The sequence below is a fragment of the Bacillus sp. FJAT-49711 genome, assembly GCF_018343715.1.
GTDB lineage: Bacteria > Bacillota > Bacilli > Bacillales > Bacillaceae_C > Lederbergia.
The window spans coordinates 457,110-476,318 of the sequence record NZ_JAGYPL010000001.1; the positions used below are offsets into that span (position 1 = coordinate 457,110).

Sequence of the window (19,209 nt, forward strand, 5' to 3'; positions counted from 1 at the left end):
CCGTCCACTGACGGCCCCTTAAAAATTAATTAAGTATTTGCTGTTGTTTTTCTTCCTCTTGCTTTTTAAAATATTCGGCAGCCATTAAGTCGATTTCTTTCTTTAATTCTTCGACCATTGTAGCTTCGGGGACTTTTCTTACCGTTTTTCCTTTTTTAAATAGAAGTCCTTCACCACGTGCCCCAGCAATTCCAATATCTGCTTCACGTGCTTCCCCTGGACCATTTACAGCACAGCCTAATACTGATACTTTGATCGGAGCTTTAATATTTTGGATATATTCTTCTACTTCATTGGCTATGCTGATCAAGTCAATTTCAATTCTGCCGCAAGTTGGGCAAGAAACGAGTGTGGCTGCGTTTGAAATAAGTCCAAAAGACTTTAATAGTTCTCTTGCCACTTTTACTTCTTCAACTGGGTCGGCACTAAGCGAAATTCTTAAAGTGTTGCCAATTCCCATACTTAGTATCGCACCTAATCCTGCAGCACTTTTGACAGTACCGGCAAACAATGTTCCGCTTTCCGTAATACCAAGATGGAGTGGGTAGTCAAAGGCTCTAGCCGCTTTTTCGTATGCTTCAATCGCGAGACGGACATCAGAGGCCTTCATGGATACTATAATATCATGAAAATCTAAATCTTCGAGAATTTTAATATGATGTAAAGCACTCTCTACCATGCCATCAGCAGTCGGATAACCATACTTTTGAAGAATATGCCTCTCGAGACTTCCCGCATTGACGCCAATTCGAATAGGAATCCCTTTTGCTTTTGCGGCCCTTACGACTTCTTCAACCTTTTCACGTTTACCAATATTACCAGGATTAATTCTAATCTTATCTGCTCCGCCCTCAATCGCTTTTAATGCAAGGCGATAATCGAAATGTATATCAACTACGAGTGGTATATTAATTCTTTTTTTGATTTCCGAGATCGCATTAGCGGCTCTTTCATCAGGACAGGCAACCCTAACAATTTGACAGCCCGCTTCTTCCAAACGTTCTATTTCACGTACAGTCGCATCAACATCATGCGTCTTTGTTGTCGTCATACTTTGGATAATAACTTGGTCGCTTCCCCCGATTGTTAAATTGCCTACTTTTACCGGGCGCGTTTTGGAACGATGTATTATTTCACCCAACGGTAGTTCTCTCCTTTTAAAAAGATAGAGATTTACTATCTCTATTGATAATAAATTACATCTATATTGTATCAACTTTTTCGTGAAAATGACAACAGATTGGCTATATTTAACGATTTTGTTCGTTATATACAGGAAATTTGTATTTTTCCCCTATTTGTATTTGCTCAGGTTTTGTCCCATTATTTAATTCTTCAAAATCTGAGACTACTTGACTAATTGGCACTGGTAAAGGACCTTGCAGCAGCTTTTCGATTATAGAAATGACTGTATCACCAGGTTTAATCTCAATTTCGATAAATGGATCATGCTGAACCGGAATGGTTTGAACATCAACCATTTGGGCTGAGGATTCGGCAGAACTTCTAGGAATGACTCCGGTCGTTAAATCAAAATAAACACTGTATATTAGAATGATTGTTGCGATTAGAGCTGCAATTCTTTTCATCATTATCCCGCCTCTTCATAATATGTATGATATATATGAAGAGAGCAAGGATATTATGAAGATTTTTTTGGACGAGGTATTTTATGAATGCTGAAAAATATATACATGATGCTTATTAAGAAATCGAAAAATGTACCATATGGGATTGGCTTGCTTAATAATGGCTCTAAACCGAAAAGGAATGTAGGCAATGAAATGCTGAAAGCCGTCAATCTCCAACTTTGTCTATATGGTAATTTCTTTTTTAATATTCTTGCAATTATCAATGCCACTCCCGCTAAAATAGATATCTTTAAAAAAAGAATCCCAGTATTGAGAATAAACATGAATATTATAAAAATCGGGAGCATTATAGCGACACTGCCTGTATCAAATTCTGGCAGTAGGCTAGAAGAGGTTCCTTTTAAAACTAATGTGTGATATAGACTTGGTAAAAAATATAGGAAAACGAGAAAAAAAGTATAGTTAATGGTTTTTCCAATTGTAAGGAATCTAAATTTGGCTATATCTTGAAATGAGTACAAGCTTTTAAAAAATATAATGAAAATTGATTTTTTTTGCATAGTGTCACTTCCTTCATAATCTATCACTATCAGTTTAGATGTGAATAGGCATTTGTTTCAAGTGATAAATTAGTTGAAATTGCAAACTTTGTATAAGTTTCAAAGCAAAATATTTGTATGCGATTACTAATTTTGGTAATCTATTAATGGAACCGTCGAATCGTTAGACGATTCAAAATAATTACATAGGAGGAATTATAAATGGCATTTGAATTACCACAATTACCTTATGGTTATGACGCACTTGAGCCCCATATCGATAAGGAAACAATGAACATTCACCACACAAAGCATCACAACACATATGTGACGAATTTAAATAACGCTCTTGAGGGGCAGGCGGATCTTGCAAGCAAGTCTGTTGAAGATTTAATTGCTGATTTAGATTCTGTTCCAGAATCGATTCGTACTGCTGTTAGAAATAATGGTGGAGGTCATGCAAACCATTCATTATTCTGGAAGCTTCTTTCTCCAAATGGAGGTGGCGAACCGACAGGATCTGTTGGCGAAGCAATCAATAGTAAATTTGGCAGCTTTGATAAATTTAAAGAACAATTCCAGGCTGCTGGGGCAGGACGCTTTGGTTCAGGTTGGGCTTGGCTCGCAGTAAATAATGGGGAACTTGAAATTACAAGCACACCCAACCAAGATAGCCCACTTATGGAAGGTAAAACACCTTTATTAGGACTTGATGTATGGGAGCATGCATACTATTTGAAATATCAAAACCGTCGTCCTGAATACATGAGTGCATTCTGGAATGTTGTAAATTGGGACGAGGTTCAAAAATTATACGATTCAGCAAAATAAGCTTTCTAAAAACGAATTGCAAATTACGCAATTCGTTTTTTTTTATCAAAAATTGACAGCCTTGTGGATCACTTTTTTAGGAGGTCGTTTTTGTCCTGCACGAGTACCTATGACTAGAAACTTTTTGGGCAACTCACTGGGATGAGAGACCTGGATTCTGTTGTCGTGCGTCCAAGTACAGGTACTTGCTCGTTTGTTAGGAAAAAGACGACTCAAATTTTTTAGTATAAAACTTCCCTGTTCACTAAAGATAGAGAAGAGGAAAAAGGGGAGTTTTGTTATGTTGAAAATTAAAAAGCTTTTTAGTGATATTGAGGTAACAAGAGATTTATTGCTGCTGCTTCTAATAGGTGGTTTGTACTCGTTGAGCATTTCTTTATCCAATACATTTGTGAATGTTTATTTATGGAAACAGTCAAAAAGTTTTATTGATCTTGCTATTTACAATCTAACAATCGTCGTTGTCCAGCCGATTATTTTTATCGTCGCTGGGAAATGGGCAAAAAAAGTGGATCGGGTTATCGTACTTCGATTAGGAGTTATTTTTCTTGCCATTTTTTTTATTGTTGTTTTGCTCTTTGGGGAAAAATCTTCACATTACCTCGTTCTTCTTGGTGCGTTGCTCGGGATCGGATATGGATTTTACTGGTTGGCTTTCAATGTGTTGACCTTTGAAATAACAGAACCTGATACGAGGGATTTTTTCAACGGTTTTATGGGAGCACTCTCATCAACAGGAGGAGTAATCGGACCGATTTCAGCGGGTTTTATTATTACCCGTTTTGTTTCAAATATTGGATACACCATTATCTTTGCCATTTCATTAGGTTTATTTTCAGCGGCAGTCCTTTTGAGCTTTTATCTAAACCGGAGACCATCCTCGGGACAATATTTATTTACAAGAATTTATAAGGAGAGAAAGCAAAATCAAAACTGGCGATTAATTACAAATGCACATTTTCTGCAAGGTCTAAGAGAAGGGACGTTTGTTTTTGTCATTTCTGTTTTTGTTTTTATTGCAACAAATAACGAGCTTGCACTTGGTACATTCGGATTAATCCATGCAGGTGTCGCCTTTATAATGTATACTCTCGCAACAAAGCTTATTAAAAAAGAAATGAGAAAGAAAATTATGATTTTTGGTGGCATTATTCTATATGGTGCTATTTTCATTATTGTTTTTGATCCAACTTATACAAGGCTTCTTATATATGCAGCTTGTATTGGAATTGCTTATCCGCTCATGCTTGTCCCATATTCATCTATGACTTATGATGCCATCGGCAAGAGTTGGAAGGCAGCAGAAATGCGGATAGAATACATCGTTGTGAGAGAATTATTTTTGAATATGGGAAGGGTTTTATCCATATTAGCATTCATTGCGGCAATATATTATTTTACCCCTACAAAAAGTATTCCAATATTGCTCATTATTCTTGGCACTGGCCATACATTAGCTGCCTTTATTTTGTTAAAGTTAAAAACGGAATAAATAGGTGGAATTGTGCTGTCTTTTCTTTTACAATGAGAATAAGTTACTAAAAAAGGGGACGGGGTAATTGGAAAAAAACAAAAAGAAAAAAACTCATGTTCCTTTGAGAATGAACATGTTATTTTTTGTTGTCTTTATCATGTTTTCGATGCTTATTCTTCGTTTAGGTTATGTTCAGATTGTAAGTGGAGAGGATGCAAAGAGGGAAATTGATCGTACGGAAGATGTAACAGTAAAAACATCTGTTCCTCGTGGATTAATTTATGACCGAAATTTTAATCCAGTTGTCGATAATGAGCCGCAGAAAGCTATTACCTATACAGCTCCAAAACAATTTGATGCCAAAAAGACATTAAAAACCGCTCGTACTCTCGCTAAAATTATTCATCAAGATACAGATAAAATTACACATAGGGATAAAGTGGACTTTTGGCTTTTACTTAATCCAGAAAAAGCGAAAAAAAAGGTGACCGATAAAGAAATAGAAAAATATAAAGGAAAAGAGGCTGAATTATATAAGCTTCAAAGAGACCGGGTAACAGATGAAGAACTTGAAACTCTAACGGATGAAGACTTGGAAGTTCTCGCAATTTACCGAGAATTTACTGGAGGCTATGCACTTGATCCGCAATTTGTTAAAAATAAAGATGTGAGTTTGAAAGAATATGCTGTGGTAAACGAACATTTAGGCATCTTGCCAGGAGTAGATACAACGACAGATTGGGAACGAGTTTATTTGTATGGAGATACATTAAGATCGATTTTAGGTAATGTTACTCCTGGGCTGCCTGTAGAAAAGTTGGATTACTATGAATCCAGGGGATACAGCAGAAATGACAGAGTTGGAAAAAGTTATATTGAATTACAATACGAAGATGTCCTTCGCGGCCAAAAAGAAAAAGTAAAAAACGTAACAAAGTCCGGCGAAGTTCTTGAAACGGTACCCGTTCATGAAGGAGAACGTGGCAAAGATCTTGTCCTCACAATTGATATGGATTTGCAGAAAGCAATAGATAAAATACTTGAGGAAGAAATTCTAAAAACAAAAGCGAAATCAGGAACTCGTCTTTTAGACCGAGCTTTCGTAACGATGATGGATCCATTCACTGGAGAAATACTAGCCATGTCTGGAAAACAATATACTTACGATGAAGAAGAGGGGAAATATACCTTTAAAGATTTTGCTTCGGGTAACTTTACAACAGCTTATGTTCCTGGGTCCGCGGTAAAAGGAGCAACTGTTTTAACGGGGTATATGTCGGGTGCAATTTACCGTGGACAATCTCAGTATGATACGGTAATAGATCTTGCAGGCACTCCTTTAAAAAAATCATGGTTCTACAATAGTAGAGGCCCCACGTGGTTAACTGATTATGAGGCTATAGTTCGTTCCTCCAATGCTTATATGTTTAGGATTGCAATGAGGATAGGTGGAACAGATTATACACGGCCACAGCAAAAATTAAATATAGATAAATACCAAGTTTTTAATGATTTACGCTATTATTTTAGCCAATTTGGACTAGGGGTTCGTACGGGTCTCGATTTACCAGGAGAACAAATTGGATTTAAAGGAAATGTAGATACGGCACCGGCTGGTACCACGTTAGACTTTGCGATTGGACAATTCGATTCTTTTACTCCACTTCAACTTGCCCAATATGTGTCAACGATCGCGAATGGCGGTTATCGAATGCAAGCCCATATCGTAAAAGAAATTCGTGACCCCGTCGATGAGAATGGAAATATCGGTCCGATTGTCCAAGAAATAAAGCCAAAAGTATTAAATCGAATTGATGCAAGTGATGATGATATCAAATATATTCAAAATGCTTTCCATGGCGTTTTCCATAGAGCAAATGGGACTGGTTCAGCATTTCATGGTGTTGATTACCGATCATTTAACGCTGCAGGAAAAACAGGAACTGCCGAGACGGTTGATCAAGGAACGGGTGTATGGAATTTATCACTTGTAGGATACGCTCCGTTTAATAATCCTGAAGTCGCTATGTCTGTCATTGTTCCGTCAGCTTATATAAAAGGTGGAGCAGAGAATAATATCAATATGGAGATCGGAACAAAGGTAATGAAAGCATATTTTGATTTAAAAGAAAAAAGAGCAAAAAAACAGGATACATCCGAAAATGAAAATACAGAAGAAGAGAATGCTGAGGAATAAATAAAAACAAAGCAGGTGTCTTTTTAGACAAACCTGCTTTGTTTTTTATGCATCTTTTGCGATAATACTACTAATATCTTCATAGGACATCGAATCATTTAAATCGTATGTTCCAATTTGAATATATCGCTGTAAATTTTGATTAGCCAAGTAATCATTAAAGTCCTCTGCATCATCAATTAGTCCGGCATCCTCAAGTTGGGAACAGATTTCTTTTGATGACATCCCTTCGGTAATAACCAATTGAAAGTGCTTTTCAATAGGCTCCGTCTTTTTCACTTCTTCTGACTTCTTTTTGGCAAGTGATTCATATTTTTTTTGCCATTCTTCAGAGTCTAATTTTAACTGTTCATATTCATGTTCTTTAATTTCCATATAACCTTCTTTAATTGCTTGTACAGGCTCGGGTTTTTTTTGAAAAAAATGCACATATACATAAAGAATTAAAGATGAAATTAATAATCCTGAAGCAAAGGCTCTAGTTGTTTGTTTACTCATACCTTACATACCTCCAAAGCTGTCCTGTCGATTTCTGATGATACTTTTAACTGTTTCAACAGATAAGGACGACTGTTTGGAAATTTGTTGAATTTCAAGACCTTGATTATATAAAGCTATTACGTGGTTTTTTAATATTTCATTTGGTTCTTGGTTACGTTTCGGTATATCATTTATAAAGCTTTGTCCCATTAGTAATTCTTCTTCAAGGACTTTTAGTCTTTTTTTCATAAGGTAATGGTCTTGCAGGACATTCATTGTTAATTGCTCTACTTCTTTTTCTAATACTTTTACCTTATCTGTTTGGAAAAATGAAATAACAAATAATAGAACTGATAAACCTAATAATATAATGATAATTGTATCCATAAGCCACCCCAGATGTACTGATCTTATTTTATTTATACCACAATATGCTTGTATACTCTATTTATAAAAAATTAATTGGCACAATAAATACATACTAGCATTTCTGAAAAAATAGTGCTATTATAAAAAAGTCGTATGTACAGTGAAGAATGCATTGAAGTTTGGAGGGAAAGACATGCGCGTGAACATTACATTAGCTTGCACGGAATGCAGTGAGCGTAACTATATTTCAACAAAAAATAAACGTAATAATACTGACCGTCTTGAGCTTAAAAAATATTGCCCTAGAGAAAAACGAGTTACTTTGCACCGCGAAACAAAGTAACATTACTCATTGCTTGATCCAAAAAGCCAGAAACACTTTCAATGACAGTGTTTCTGGCTTTTTTGCTATTATTAATATAAGGAGTTGACTCAAGCATGGATAAGAAAATGATTCGAAAAAAATATAAAGATAGATTAAATTCACTTGACCGAATAACATATGAACATCATTCATACTTAATCGCTAATAAGCTCTTTCAATCTAATGAATGGAAAAAAACTGAAATTATTGGGGTCACGATTTCTCATTTTCCAGAGGTTGATACGTGGCAAATCATTAGAAAAGGATGGGAAGAAGGAAAAAAAATTGTTATACCGAGATGCAACCCTGCTGAGAAGAAAATGGTATTTAGGGAGATTACTTCATTTAATCAGCTGGAAACAGTTTTCTTTGGTTTGTTGGAACCAATTGAAGCTGAGACAAATCAGATTATTAATCGAGATATTCCATTATTAATTGTTCCGGGATTGGTTTTTAATCGAGAAGGATATCGAATAGGGTTTGGTGGGGGATACTATGATCGTTTTTTAACAGATTTTCATGGAGCTACCATCTCACTTTGTTTTTCTTTGCAAATCTCTGATAATATTTCGATTGAAAATCATGATATTCCTGTTAAGAAAATCATAACTGAGAATGAGATCATTTCGTGTAATGCATAAAAAAAATTAGATAAGTAAATATAAGACAAGGAGGGATTCAACATGATGAGGTCAATCGTAAAAATGCTCTCAGCTCTTGCCGTCTTAGGTACTGCTTATCGATTTCGCTATAAACTTTTAAATGTTTTGCTCGGAAATGGTTTGCTTCGTAAGGTAAGTGTAAATACAATGATGAACATACCTGGTGTTCGCTCAAAATTGATGAGTACGGCTTTTCGTAAATAATTGAATATGAAAAAAAGCTGGATTATGCAAAAACCAGCTTTTTTTATTTTTAGAAAAATTTTCAGTTGGAAACTTTGCGTTTAACCTTCTAGAAAATAGTTTCCGTTCAGCTCCTTTGCAACAGTCTTACTTTTCGATATAGTAAAACGTATGGAGAAGGAAAGGTTGGGGGGTTAACGAATTGTGGGAAGAGAACACTTTTTGTTTTGGCGTCTTGCATATTATTTAATGGATGAATGCGGATATCGATTAATGAATGTAAATGAGGCGCAAACCGGGATGTGGCTTGAAAATAGAAAAAATAAAAAAGCCACATTCGTTCGTATGATAAGAGCTGATTTAGCTTGGGCTAATCCGGTTATTAGGGACCAAGAAAATGCAGCCAAACAGGCCGAAGAATTAAGAAAACAATTATTATATAGATCATTAAACGTTTTAAACATTTATGTTACGCCAAACATTCCCTTTGATGCAGACCATATTTTAAGTGAAACAGGAGCAGGGAAAACGAATGTATCTACCATCATATTAGCAGAAGAAAATTATAATACTTCCATTATTAAAATAGGCGAAGCCCTCAATACACATATTGACTTTACAGTTAAAGAAGAATACGAAGATGGAGAAGTTTTTATCCTTCGTCAAGGAGTATTAAAGAAAGCAGCTGTCATAAATGGAGAAGAAGAGCGTAGTCTATTCGAATTCACAAAACCTCGTTTCACCTATTTTTTTATGGTTTTTCAATTGCTGATTTTTTTAATTATGGAAGCAAACGGGGGCACCACCAATTCGGAAACACTTATTAAATATGGAGCGAAATTTAATCCGCTTATTTTAAATGGAGAATGGTGGCGTTTCATTACTCCAATTTTTATTCATATTGGAGTGCTTCATATTGCAATGAATACGCTTGCCCTATATTATTTAGGTACAGCTGTAGAAAAAATGTTTGGACACTTGCGTTTTATTTGGATTTATCTTTTTTCAGGATTTATAGGAACAGTCGCAAGCTTCGTATTTAGTCCTTCAATATCTGCCGGTGCTAGCGGAGCAATTTTTGGGTGTTTCGGTGCCCTTTTATATCTTGGTTTTGCTTATCCACAGGTGTTTTTTCGAACGATAGGTATGAATGTGATCTTTGTTATCATCATTAATTTAATCTTTGGTTTTACCATATCAGGGATTGATAATGCTGGACATATCGGCGGCTTAATTGGAGGATTTATGGCAACTGGAGCAGTTCATTTTCCTAAAAAACGTAACAAGATGACACAAGCACTTTTCCTGCTGGCCGCAATCATTATAGCGAGTGGATTATTGTACTACGGCTTTCATAATATTTAGTCTTGCTCTATTACTAGGAAGAAGATATTCTTATATTTAGAGAGTATTTGACGTGCAAAATCGAATTTTAATGTGGTGAAAATATGAACAGTGTATTTGATGTTCAACAATTACTAAAAAAGTTTGGGATTTTTGTATATATCGGAGAAAGAATATTGGATTTGGAATTAATGGAATCCGAAATAAAAGACCTTTATTATTCAAATCTACTTAGTAAAGACGATTTGCATAAAGCGCTCTCAATTTTAAGAAATGAAATATTAATAGAAAAAAATAGGAAGAAAAGTGGGGAAGAACATGGAAAATGAAAAATGGTTACTAGGCATTGATATTGGTGGAACATCAGTTAAATTGGCATTTTTAACTGAATTAGGGGATGTAGTACATAAATGGGAAATCCCAACGAATATTGCTGACAATGGAAGCAGTATCATTTCGGATATAGGTAAAGCCGTACACGAAAAATTAGCCGAACTAAATGTGCCACATGATAGATTAAAAGCAGCAGGTGTTGGTGCGCCGGGACCAATTGATCAAGAAAAAGGCGTAATGTTTGAAGCGGTTAATCTTGGCTGGCCGGATAATTTTCCACTTAGAGACTTGATGCAAGAAGCAGTAGGCGTTCCTGTCGCGATTGAAAATGATGCGAATTCAGCAGCACTCGGAGAAATGTGGAAAGGCGCTGGAAAAGGGGCAAAGGATTTGATCGCCATTACACTTGGTACAGGCGTAGGTGGTGGTGTAATTGTTAATGGAGATATCGTCCATGGGGCTAAAGGTGCAGCTGGGGAGATTGGTCATATTACTGCAGTTCCTCAAGGAGGATATATGTGTAATTGTGGTAAAACAGGCTGCTTAGAAACTGTAGCTTCCGCGACTGGTATCGTTCGCACGGCGAATGAATTACTTGCAGAATATGAGGGAGATTCACAGCTAAAACAAATTGCTGATTTAACTGCAAAAGATATTTTTGATGCAGCTCAAGCTGGAGATGAACTTGCCTTAAGTACAGTTGATTCTTTAGCGAACCACTTAGGATTGGCACTCGCCAATATCGGCAGTACATTTAACCCTGAAAAAATTGTTATAGGTGGCGGGGTATCAAAAGCCGGTGACTTTTTATTAGATAAAATTGAACAATACTTTAAGAAATATGCATTTAAGCCTGTTGGCGAATCAACCGATATTGTACTAGCGCAATTAGGTAATGATGCGGGTATTGCTGGAGCAGCGTGGTTGGCTGCGAATAAAAATTAAATAAGTATATAAGGTGAGAACAAGCTTCTCGCCTTTTTTAATGCCCGTGCAGCTCTAACGCTTCCGATCAAACCTCTTGTCATTTTCTGTTGAGAGTCAACATTTGCTTGTCACAGTCTGCCAGATCAGATCATGAAGTAAGCTATACAGCTATACTAAAAGCAGGCGTAGCAACAAGCTAGCTTTGCTTGATCCTGCAACAGGAAGTTGCTCTCCTAGCCTTTCCCCTCAGTTCCCTACTTCCTATATCTTCGTGTTCCTTATGGCCTGAAGTTTGAACGTAGATAAAAAGGAACTTTAACTTTTGGATTGTGTCTAAAGTATGAAATTTGTTTTTTAGGACAACTATTGAAACTTTTTGAAGTTTAACACGTCTATATATAAGGAATAAAGAATAAGATTCTTTTGTGGCTATTCCATTATACTGAAAAGTTGTGAATTTGATTTTTTGCAAGAAACATATTATGATAGTCGTTAGTTGTTCAAGGCATTTCCAATTAAATGGAAATGCTGCGATGGAGGAATCTTCACAAGGAGGTTAATAACGTGAATAGGCTGAAGAAAGCCAATATAGTTCTCCCAGTTATCGCGGTCATGATGCTCTGGATTAAAACGTATATTGTCTACAAAACAAGTTTTAACATCAAAATTGAAAATTTCATGCAAGAGCTTATTTTATTTATTAACCCATTGAGCTTTTTGCTATTTATTTTTGGATTATCACTATTTTTTAAATCAAGGAAAACGAGAAACAGATATATCTTGATCACCAGTTTAATTTTAAGCTTTGTTTTATATGCTAATGTGGTATTTTACCGATTTTTTACCGATTTTTTGACTCTTCCCGTATTATTCCAAACGAATAATTTTGCAGATTTGGGAGACAGTGCAGCCACTGAAATTAAATGGTTTGACTTCGTCTACTTTTTTGATGTCATTCTATTATTCTTGTTAACAAAATTTAAACAAAAAGATATTGAAATGAAATCAATTAATAAGGTGAATCGCCGTGCTTATTTCCTTGTTGCAGCAGCTATACTCTTTTTAAATATCGGTCTTGCCGAAACTGAACGTCCGCAATTATTGACTCGGACTTTTGATCGGGAAATGCTCGTAAAAAATATCGGAACATATAACTATCATTTATATGATATTTTTCTACAATCAAAATCATCCGCCCAAAGAGCAATGGCAGATGGCAGTGAACTCATCGATATTGATAACTACATTAAAGCTAATTATGTTAAACCAAATAAAGATATGTTTGGAATAGCGGAAAATAAGAATTTGATCGTTGTCTCCTTGGAGTCGATGCAAAATTTCGTTATAAATAATGACGTGTATGGTCAAGAGGTAACTCCATTTCTTAACGACCTAATTAAAGATAGTTATTATTTTGATGAGTTTTACCACCAAACTGGACAAGGGAAAACATCAGATTCCGAGTTTTTACTTGAAAACTCCTTATATCCTTTAAGTCGTGGTGCTGTATTTTTTACCCATTCTGGAAATGAATATGATGCGATGGCTGAGAAGCTTAGTGAAAAGGGTTATTTCACATCCACGATGCATGCAAATAATAAAAGTTTCTGGAATCGCGACATTATGTATCAAGCAATAGGTTATGATTATTTTTACTCTGCAACTGATTATGAAATTACTCCTGATAATTCTGTTGGATGGGGAATGAAAGACATTCCATTCTTCGAACAATCAGTAGATTTAATGAAATCAATGCAAAAGCCTTTTTATACAAAAATGATTACGTTGACGAATCATCACCCATTTAAACTAGATGAAGAGGATAAGTTTATTTCGGAGTACGATTCTAAAAGTGGGACATTAAACCGCTACTTCACAACCGTTAGATATATGGATGAAGCAGTGAAAGAGTTCTTTCAGCAGCTAAAAGATGAAGGATTATATGAGAATTCTATTATTGTTATGTATGGAGACCATTATGGTATTTCAGAAAATCATAATGAAGCGATGTCTCAATATTTAGGGAAAGAAGTTACTCCGTTTGTAAGTGCCGAGCTCCAAAGAGTTCCTTTAATCATTCATATCCCTGGAGTTACGGACCAAGGCAAAGGAGAGACCATTTCAAAGGTTAGTGGTCAGATTGATTTAAAACCGACGTTGCTTCACCTTCTCGGTGTGAATACTAAAAATGATATTCAATTCGGTGAAGACTTATTTTCACCAGATCATCACGACTTTGCCGTCTTTAGAGATGGAAGTTTTATAACGAAGGATTATATTTTTACAAGTAATGCTTGTTATTCAAAAGAAACTGAGGAGACGGTTGAAGAGTCTTTATGTGAGCCTTATAAAGAAAAAGCAAGAGCAGAACTTGATTACTCCGATAAAATTATTTACGGTGATTTGCTCAGATTCTATGAAAACAGAGAAGAACAAATTCAGTGATTCAAAAACCCTACAACGAACGTATTGTTTTTGCACCCCAAAAGTTAAATTTTCACTCTAACTTTTGGGGTGCAAAATCTTGTTGCAGGGGTTTTTTTGAAGACACGTTTCCTAAAATCGCTTTTGTGTAATATTTTTTTAATAATTGTAAAATAAGTGAAACAATATAATCGTTAAACACGTATGAATGTATAGGAAGATACTAGAAAGAGGGGTGCAAATGCGTAGTATAGCTTTTTTTCGTATAATGATTGGATTGTTTTTATTTTTTCTTTTATCTGGCTGTTCCATAACGATTACAGACGCACCCCCTTCAGAAAATCCTCCTCTGGAACATTCTATAAAAGAAAAAGAAAAAAATGAAGATGATTTCAGTAGCATGCCTAAGTCTCTTACGATTGAAAAAGGATCCTTTGAAAAAGTATATGGTTGGTTGGACGATCAAACAATCCTTTATTCATACGTAATTAGTGGTAATTATGTTTTAGCGTCATATAATCTATATTCGGAAGACCAAGACACCATATTTACTACTGAAGAACCAATCATGAATGTTTTAATCCACAAGCACTCTGACAAAATTTTTATTCACACCTCTCCTTATTCTCATGCTGGGAATCTTTATTTTACTGATTTTAAAGGAAATGTTTATTTTTCAACTGAAATAGATTCATACGAGCTTGCCTATGAATGGAATGAAGCGGAACCTTCCCTAATGCTAGTGACTGCCTTCTTTGAAGACTGGTCGTATAAAGTTCATTTAATCAATAGCGAAACTGGTAAGGTTGAGGAAGTAGAAGGAATACAGCCGTTTTTAAAATGGTATGATGACAAGCATATTCTCGAACAGGATTGGAAAGAAGATGAGTTAGCCTTTTTTGCACCAATTATAAAAAAGTCGCTTTTGAAAACAACGGAACTTGAAAAAGTTCACGAAGAGGTATTCCGATTTGATATGTTTGCACATAACATGATGACGATAAAAGTTGAAGATAAAAATGAAAAAGAGATAAAATACTCTTTTTACGACTTAAAATTAAAAGAAGTGATTAGCGTTGCATTTCCAAATCTAACCCAATACACAGATTGGCTCATACCTTTTTATACATTTAATGAAAAAAATCAAGCTTTTCTTACTTTTGCACCGAAAAGACATGATAGTTTAGAACATTATAATGAAGGATACGAATTAGTAAGTGTAGACTTAAAACAACATAAAACAAAGGTGCTCTTAACGGATTTAGAAAATAAACCGATCTTATGTTCTAAAGAAGGAGATTTATGTTTGTATGGCTATCAGTATGAAAACCTCCTTAATTTAAAAACAGGTAAGCAGTTGCAATTGATTCATACATCAACATAAAAGTAAAAGAGGTTATTCCAGAAGGCAACGCATTTGGAATAACCTCTTTTGACTTTATAAAATAATTTTTTTATTTTGTGTCTAGCTCTAATGCCTACACTTTTCTTATTGAGGGAGTGATTCTGGGAGTTTTATCAATGTCATAATGGCAAAAAAGCCAAATACTCCAATAGCACCAGCTCCGAATAAAATTCCGAGAATATTTTTGTTTTTTAATGCACTTAAAGTACCGAAAATAGCAAGTATAGCAACTAAAAGGAAAATAATAGCTGTACCCATATTTATAAAAAGCTCCCTTCTGAAAATAATTCATAATTTCTATGTACTTATATATTACATGCTCTTCCATATTTTATTACTTTTATTGGAGTTTGTCGAGTTTCAAAAGTGACACTTCTATGAATGTATTTTTACTTTATCCATCTATATGAAATATCATACTCCGCTAATGTATAATGAAATTAAAAAGTAAAGTGAGGAAAGTATATGAACTGGCTTCAAATTCCGCTTGGACAAATGCAAACAAACTGTTATGTTCTATACAATCATGAAAAGAAATGTATTATATTTGATCCAGGTGATCAAGGAGTGAGCTTAAATAAATATTTAAAAGACGAGGGTTTCAATCCAATTGCCATTATTATGACACATGCCCATTTCGATCATATAGGTGCGATTGATGAGGTGAGAGATGAGTGGTCGATTCCTGTATATATTCATACTTTGGAATCGGAATGGCTAACAAATCCTAGTCTGAATGGATCAGCCCGTTATGGAGTAAACATTACTGCAAGAAAGGCAGATCATCTACTAGATCTGGAAGAGCCTCTTAAAATCGGACCCTTTATTTTGCAGGTTTTTCATACTCCCGGCCATTCCCCTGGTAGTTTGTCCTATTATTCAAAAGAAGCAAATGCTCTTTTCGCTGGAGACACACTTTTTGATGGCAGTATCGGAAGGACAGATCTCCCTGGTGGGAATCATGAACAATTACTTTCAAGCATTAAAACAAAACTGTTTACGTTAGTGGAAACAACAGAAGTCCTTTCTGGCCATGGCCCCGCAACGACTATCAAAAAGGAAAAAGAAAGTAACCCATTCTTAATGTAAGAAAAAAAAGTTAGCACCTTTTCAGCTGCGATTTAGAAACATGGAAAGATACGTAAAGTGGAACGCGCGAAAGACTAATGGGCGATTCCCCCTTCAGGCTCATGCAGCGGGGTTTCTGATCGCTCGTCTGTACTTGTGTTATTTCTCCCGTCTTGTACGTCGCAACGCTTTCCAGCCCCGTACCTGCGGCCTTCAGGCAATAAATTCTGAGGCCAAAAAGTCGCTCATCGATTTTAACACGCTTGTATGGCTTTTTAACATACAGACGAGGCGATGTTAACGAAAACTATTGCTGTCAATTATCCAAAAGGTTTCTGATATATTAATTCCTAGTACATGAAAAAAGCTGTGCCTTTTTAATGAAGGCACAGCTTTTTTCATTATTATCCTAATCCGCCGCCTGGAGGCATTAGGAACAATGTATAGTATGTAAATCCAGCAAAGAATACTGTTAAATATGCGGCAAACACATACATATACATACGTTCAGTTAATCTTAAATAACTAAGAAGGACAAAGAATCCTGTTTGTCCAAGGAAAAGTAAAGCGGTTTTGTCCATTCCACCAAGATAAAACATAATTGTAAAAATACCAGTCCAAAAACCTAAAACTCTGTACATACGATCCATATGTATCCCTCCTTTGCAGCCATAACTCCATCAATACATTATTATATAGGAAGAAGCTTAATAATGTAAATATATGTGTCGCTCATGATTGTGACGATTGAGTGATATTATCATATTTCTATACCCATTTATTATACCTCATTAAGCGTAAAAATAATAATATAAAAAGTTTTGTTTTTTTGCAGGAGAATGAAGGAATATGTCGAATATATTGATTAACGAAAAACAAAGGTGGTGTTTTATGGAAAATGAATATTAAAAGAAAGGCAGATCTTCTTCTTACTGAGGCATTGCAAGATGATGCAACTGATGTCCACATCATACCTAACTCCGAAAACTATTTAGTTCAATTCCGGATGAATGGAAAGTTAAGTGCCGTCAAAAACTTTTCATTAGAATTTGGGGAAAGACTCATTTCCCATTTTAAATTTATGGCCTCGATGGACATCGGCGAAACAAGAAAACCACAAAGCGGTTCCCTTCAAACAATTATCACCGGATTGGCAATTTCCCTTAGAATCTCAACATTACCTACCGCACAGTCAAAGGAAAGCATGGCTATTCGTATTCTTCCCCAACACTCTTTATTCCTTGAATATTTATCTTTATTTCCATCAAGTATTGATCTTTTAACCGCTAAGATGGTTCAAGCATTTGGCATGATTATTTTCACTGGACCGACTGGCTCTGGCAAATCTACTACAATGTATGAGCTTGCTCAATATTGTTCTGACTATTTAAATCGCCATGTTATATCACTTGAAGATCCAGTGGAAAAAATTCACGATCATATTCTTCAAGTACAGGTGAATGAAAAAGCTGGAATTAGCTTCAGTTCAGGTTTAAAGGCCATTTTGCGGCATGACCCGGATATTATTCTCGTTGGTGAAATCCGTGATGCGGAAACCGCCATGATTGCTGTAAGAGCGGCAATGACTGGACATCTAGTATTGACAAGTTTACATGCTAGAGATACGAAGGGGGCCATTCATCGACTTTTTGATTTAGGGATCGGGATGCGCGAACTAGAGCAAACGCTTTTAGCTATTACGGCGCAAAGGCTCGTTACAATCAAATGTCCGTATTGTGATGGAATATGTTCTAAATATTGCAAGAGTCAAAATCGTAAAAAGCGTGTAGGAATATATGAAATTCTTCATGGAAGAACACTTTCACTTGCTTTAAAGGAAACTAGGGAGGAGGTAGGCAAATATCATTACGAAACACTTCAATATTTAATTAGAAAGGGGATTGCGCTTGGCTATTTGGGATATGAAGAATATGAGCGTTGGATTATTGAAGAAGAAGAAAAGACTAACCCTTAAAGAGCAAGGTGTTTTTTTATCAAGAGCAAGTGAGATGCTCAACAATGGCTTTACTTTTTTAGAGATACTACAATTTTTTGGGAAGCTAGACCCTAAGAATCGCCAATTTATGGACTCGATGATCAATGACTTAAAAAGTGGTCATAAAATACACGAAGTATTTCTAAATCACCATTTTGATCACGGGGCCTGTGTTCAAATGTTTTTTTCAGAGAAGCATGGATTTTTAGCAGATGCACTTCTGGAATCAGGAGAATATTTGCAAAGGATGAATGAGGAGCGAAAAAAGTTAATAAAACTAATGCAATATCCGCTTATATTATTTTTTATCCTCCTGTTTACAGCAATTCTCCTCAATACATTGCTATTGCCTCGATTTCAATATCTCTATCAGTCCATGGGCTATGAACCGACTTTAGGGATTAAGCTAGTCCTTCACCTTATGGAGAACATTCCATTTTACCTTCTATTAATTTTTGTTGTTTGTTTGATTCTTTATTCAATCGTGAAAAAAACCTTTCAAAAGAAATCTGCACTGGAAATTGCCTCCTTTTTTTCATCTCTTCCCTTTATCAAATCTGTATATAAACTTTATCAAACGATATTCATTTCAAGAGAATGGGGTTATTTGCTAAGAAGCGGTTTTTCCATTAGTGAAATTATTGCAATTATGGAAAGTCAAAAGTTTAAACCACTTTTGCAAGAGTCAGCACAGCAATTGAAGCAGATGCTCCTTCTTGGACATTCGTTTGGAAAAGCATTATCCGAATTGAGTTTTATTGAAAAAGAAATGATCTTAATTGTGAACCATGGTGATAAAAACGGAAGAATCGATCAGGAACTTCTTTATTACAGCGAACATTGTTTAGAAAAACTACAAGAAAAAACGGAAAACATTTTAATAATCATCCAACCTGTTATTTTTTCATTTATTGGGGTGATCATTGTGTTTATTTACATGTCAATATTTTTCCCTATGTTTCAAATGCTGGATTCTATTTAAATGAGACTCTTTTTCCAAATATTGTTGCAATGGTTGTAA

The 19,209-nt window shown here is 35.4% G+C and carries 21 protein-coding genes; 14 read left to right on the forward strand and 7 right to left on the reverse strand.

What is annotated here, in order from left to right; genetic code table 11:
• Positions 1-25 precede the first annotated feature (25 nt).
• From ispG to KHA96_RS23450, 3 genes are all read right to left on the reverse strand, one after another.
• Entirely contained in the window at positions 26-1,132 is a 1,107-nt protein-coding gene (ispG, locus tag KHA96_RS02290) for a flavodoxin-dependent (E)-4-hydroxy-3-methylbut-2-enyl-diphosphate synthase (RefSeq protein ID WP_213128650.1), read from the reverse strand.
• A 118-nt stretch (positions 1,133-1,250) separates the two neighbouring features.
• A complete protein-coding gene (locus KHA96_RS02295) occupies positions 1,251-1,592 on the reverse strand; it encodes a hypothetical protein (RefSeq protein WP_213127676.1) in 342 nt (113 codons plus the stop codon).
• A gap of 50 nt (positions 1,593-1,642) precedes the next feature.
• Entirely contained in the window at positions 1,643-2,152 is a 510-nt protein-coding gene (locus KHA96_RS23450) for a DUF1189 family protein (protein ID WP_213127677.1), read from the reverse strand.
• A 201-nt stretch (positions 2,153-2,353) separates the two neighbouring features.
• Between KHA96_RS23450 and sodA the strand changes: the two genes are divergently transcribed.
• The 3 genes from sodA to KHA96_RS02315 all read left to right on the forward strand — a co-directional run bounded on the left by sodA (position 2,354) and on the right by KHA96_RS02315 (position 6,633).
• Positions 2,354-2,962: a superoxide dismutase SodA gene (sodA, locus tag KHA96_RS02305; RefSeq protein WP_213127678.1), complete on the forward strand. Its 609-nt coding sequence runs from the start codon at positions 2,354-2,356 to the stop codon at positions 2,960-2,962.
• Positions 2,963-3,242: 280 nt separating this feature from the next.
• On the forward strand, positions 3,243-4,454 hold the full coding sequence (locus KHA96_RS02310; protein ID WP_213127679.1) for an MFS transporter: 1,212 nt from the start codon (positions 3,243-3,245) through the stop codon (positions 4,452-4,454).
• A 109-nt stretch (positions 4,455-4,563) separates the two neighbouring features.
• The gene (locus KHA96_RS02315) at positions 4,564-6,633 is read left to right on the forward strand and encodes a peptidoglycan D,D-transpeptidase FtsI family protein (RefSeq protein WP_213128651.1); all 2,070 of its coding nucleotides are present in this window, start codon (positions 4,564-4,566) and stop codon (positions 6,631-6,633) included.
• Between the two features lie 45 nt (positions 6,634-6,678).
• Here KHA96_RS02315 and KHA96_RS02320 read toward each other — a convergent pair whose 3' ends face one another.
• Both KHA96_RS02320 and KHA96_RS02325 read right to left on the reverse strand, forming a co-directional pair.
• Positions 6,679-7,131 (reverse strand): endolytic transglycosylase MltG, encoded by a 453-nt coding sequence (locus tag KHA96_RS02320; RefSeq protein ID WP_213127680.1) that lies wholly within the window; start codon positions 7,129-7,131, stop codon positions 6,679-6,681.
• Positions 7,132-7,134: 3 nt separating this feature from the next.
• Positions 7,135-7,500, reverse strand: coding sequence for a hypothetical protein (locus KHA96_RS02325; RefSeq protein WP_213127681.1), 366 nt, complete (start codon positions 7,498-7,500; stop codon positions 7,135-7,137).
• Positions 7,501-7,675: 175 nt separating this feature from the next.
• Here KHA96_RS02325 and rpmG point away from each other — a divergent pair, with 175 nt between their 5' ends.
• From rpmG to KHA96_RS02365, 8 genes are all read left to right on the forward strand, one after another.
• Complete coding sequence (rpmG, locus tag KHA96_RS02330) at positions 7,676-7,825, forward strand: 50S ribosomal protein L33 (RefSeq protein ID WP_213097383.1); 150 nt, start codon at positions 7,676-7,678, stop codon at positions 7,823-7,825.
• A 95-nt stretch (positions 7,826-7,920) separates the two neighbouring features.
• Positions 7,921-8,487, forward strand: a complete 567-nt coding sequence (locus tag KHA96_RS02335; RefSeq protein WP_213127682.1) for a 5-formyltetrahydrofolate cyclo-ligase — start codon at positions 7,921-7,923, stop codon at positions 8,485-8,487.
• Positions 8,488-8,529: 42 nt separating this feature from the next.
• The gene (locus tag KHA96_RS02340) at positions 8,530-8,712 is read left to right on the forward strand and encodes a hypothetical protein (RefSeq protein WP_213127683.1); all 183 of its coding nucleotides are present in this window, start codon (positions 8,530-8,532) and stop codon (positions 8,710-8,712) included.
• A gap of 183 nt (positions 8,713-8,895) precedes the next feature.
• The gene (locus tag KHA96_RS02345; protein WP_349305646.1) at positions 8,896-10,056 is read left to right on the forward strand and encodes a rhomboid family intramembrane serine protease; all 1,161 of its coding nucleotides are present in this window, start codon (positions 8,896-8,898) and stop codon (positions 10,054-10,056) included.
• 83 nt (positions 10,057-10,139) lie between these two features.
• Entirely contained in the window at positions 10,140-10,364 is a 225-nt protein-coding gene (locus KHA96_RS02350; protein WP_213127684.1) for a YqgQ family protein, read from the forward strand.
• Entirely contained in the window at positions 10,354-11,313 is a 960-nt protein-coding gene (locus KHA96_RS02355; protein ID WP_213127685.1) for an ROK family glucokinase, read from the forward strand. The genes KHA96_RS02350 and KHA96_RS02355 overlap by 11 nt, the downstream gene beginning before the upstream one ends.
• 546 nt (positions 11,314-11,859) lie before the next feature.
• Complete coding sequence (locus tag KHA96_RS02360; protein ID WP_349305647.1) at positions 11,860-13,740, forward strand: LTA synthase family protein; 1,881 nt, start codon at positions 11,860-11,862, stop codon at positions 13,738-13,740.
• Positions 13,741-13,960: 220 nt separating this feature from the next.
• Complete coding sequence (locus KHA96_RS02365) at positions 13,961-15,103, forward strand: YqgU-like beta propeller domain-containing protein (protein ID WP_213127686.1); 1,143 nt, start codon at positions 13,961-13,963, stop codon at positions 15,101-15,103.
• 105 nt (positions 15,104-15,208) lie between these two features.
• Here the strand turns inward: KHA96_RS02365 and KHA96_RS02370 are convergent, their stop codons facing one another.
• A complete protein-coding gene (locus KHA96_RS02370; RefSeq protein ID WP_213127687.1) occupies positions 15,209-15,382 on the reverse strand; it encodes a DUF2759 domain-containing protein in 174 nt (57 codons plus the stop codon).
• Positions 15,383-15,589: 207 nt separating this feature from the next.
• Between KHA96_RS02370 and KHA96_RS02375 the strand changes: the two genes are divergently transcribed.
• Positions 15,590-16,213 carry an MBL fold metallo-hydrolase gene (locus tag KHA96_RS02375; protein WP_213127688.1) on the forward strand — a complete coding sequence of 208 codons (624 nt, stop codon included), beginning with the start codon at positions 15,590-15,592 and terminating at the stop codon, positions 16,211-16,213.
• Between the two features lie 383 nt (positions 16,214-16,596).
• On the opposite strand, the gene KHA96_RS02380 is transcribed toward KHA96_RS02375, so the two are convergent.
• Positions 16,597-16,842, reverse strand: a complete 246-nt coding sequence (locus KHA96_RS02380) for a DUF2626 domain-containing protein (RefSeq protein WP_213123841.1) — start codon at positions 16,840-16,842, stop codon at positions 16,597-16,599.
• A 248-nt stretch (positions 16,843-17,090) separates the two neighbouring features.
• Here KHA96_RS02380 and comGA point away from each other — a divergent pair, with 248 nt between their 5' ends.
• Together comGA and comGB are read left to right on the forward strand one after the other, a co-directional pair.
• On the forward strand, positions 17,091-18,167 hold the full coding sequence (gene comGA / locus KHA96_RS02385) for a competence type IV pilus ATPase ComGA (protein WP_213127689.1): 1,077 nt from the start codon (positions 17,091-17,093) through the stop codon (positions 18,165-18,167).
• Complete coding sequence (gene comGB / locus KHA96_RS02390) at positions 18,124-19,170, forward strand: competence type IV pilus assembly protein ComGB (protein ID WP_213127690.1); 1,047 nt, start codon at positions 18,124-18,126, stop codon at positions 19,168-19,170. Before comGA ends, comGB begins: the two co-directional genes overlap by 44 nt.
• Positions 19,171-19,209 lie beyond the last annotated feature (39 nt).

What these genes read in the sequence shown, in the direction of transcription:
- KHA96_RS02295 (WP_213127676.1), bottom strand. Translation starts at nt 1,592, where the DNA reads ATGATGAAAAGAATTGCAGCTCTAATCGCAACAATCATTCTAATATAC.
- KHA96_RS23450 (WP_213127677.1), bottom strand. Translation starts at nt 2,152, where the DNA reads ATGCAAAAAAAATCAATTTTCATTATATTTTTTAAAAGCTTGTACTCA.
- sodA (WP_213127678.1), top strand. Translation starts at nt 2,354, where the DNA reads ATGGCATTTGAATTACCACAATTACCTTATGGTTATGACGCACTTGAG.
- KHA96_RS02310 (WP_213127679.1), top strand. Translation starts at nt 3,243, where the DNA reads ATGTTGAAAATTAAAAAGCTTTTTAGTGATATTGAGGTAACAAGAGAT.
- KHA96_RS02315 (WP_213128651.1), top strand. Translation starts at nt 4,564, where the DNA reads ATGAACATGTTATTTTTTGTTGTCTTTATCATGTTTTCGATGCTTATT.
- KHA96_RS02320 (WP_213127680.1), bottom strand. Translation starts at nt 7,131, where the DNA reads ATGAGTAAACAAACAACTAGAGCCTTTGCTTCAGGATTATTAATTTCA.
- KHA96_RS02325 (WP_213127681.1), bottom strand. Translation starts at nt 7,500, where the DNA reads ATGGATACAATTATCATTATATTATTAGGTTTATCAGTTCTATTATTT.
- rpmG (WP_213097383.1), top strand. Translation starts at nt 7,676, where the DNA reads ATGCGCGTGAACATTACATTAGCTTGCACGGAATGCAGTGAGCGTAAC.
- KHA96_RS02335 (WP_213127682.1), top strand. Translation starts at nt 7,921, where the DNA reads ATGGATAAGAAAATGATTCGAAAAAAATATAAAGATAGATTAAATTCA.
- KHA96_RS02340 (WP_213127683.1), top strand. Translation starts at nt 8,530, where the DNA reads ATGATGAGGTCAATCGTAAAAATGCTCTCAGCTCTTGCCGTCTTAGGT.
- KHA96_RS02350 (WP_213127684.1), top strand. Translation starts at nt 10,140, where the DNA reads ATGAACAGTGTATTTGATGTTCAACAATTACTAAAAAAGTTTGGGATT.
- KHA96_RS02355 (WP_213127685.1), top strand. Translation starts at nt 10,354, where the DNA reads ATGGAAAATGAAAAATGGTTACTAGGCATTGATATTGGTGGAACATCA.
- KHA96_RS02365 (WP_213127686.1), top strand. Translation starts at nt 13,961, where the DNA reads ATGCGTAGTATAGCTTTTTTTCGTATAATGATTGGATTGTTTTTATTT.
- KHA96_RS02370 (WP_213127687.1), bottom strand. Translation starts at nt 15,382, where the DNA reads ATGGGTACAGCTATTATTTTCCTTTTAGTTGCTATACTTGCTATTTTC.
- KHA96_RS02375 (WP_213127688.1), top strand. Translation starts at nt 15,590, where the DNA reads ATGAACTGGCTTCAAATTCCGCTTGGACAAATGCAAACAAACTGTTAT.
- KHA96_RS02380 (WP_213123841.1), bottom strand. Translation starts at nt 16,842, where the DNA reads ATGGATCGTATGTACAGAGTTTTAGGTTTTTGGACTGGTATTTTTACA.
- comGA (WP_213127689.1), top strand. Translation starts at nt 17,091, where the DNA reads ATGAATATTAAAAGAAAGGCAGATCTTCTTCTTACTGAGGCATTGCAA.
- comGB (WP_213127690.1), top strand. Translation starts at nt 18,124, where the DNA reads ATGAGCGTTGGATTATTGAAGAAGAAGAAAAGACTAACCCTTAAAGAG.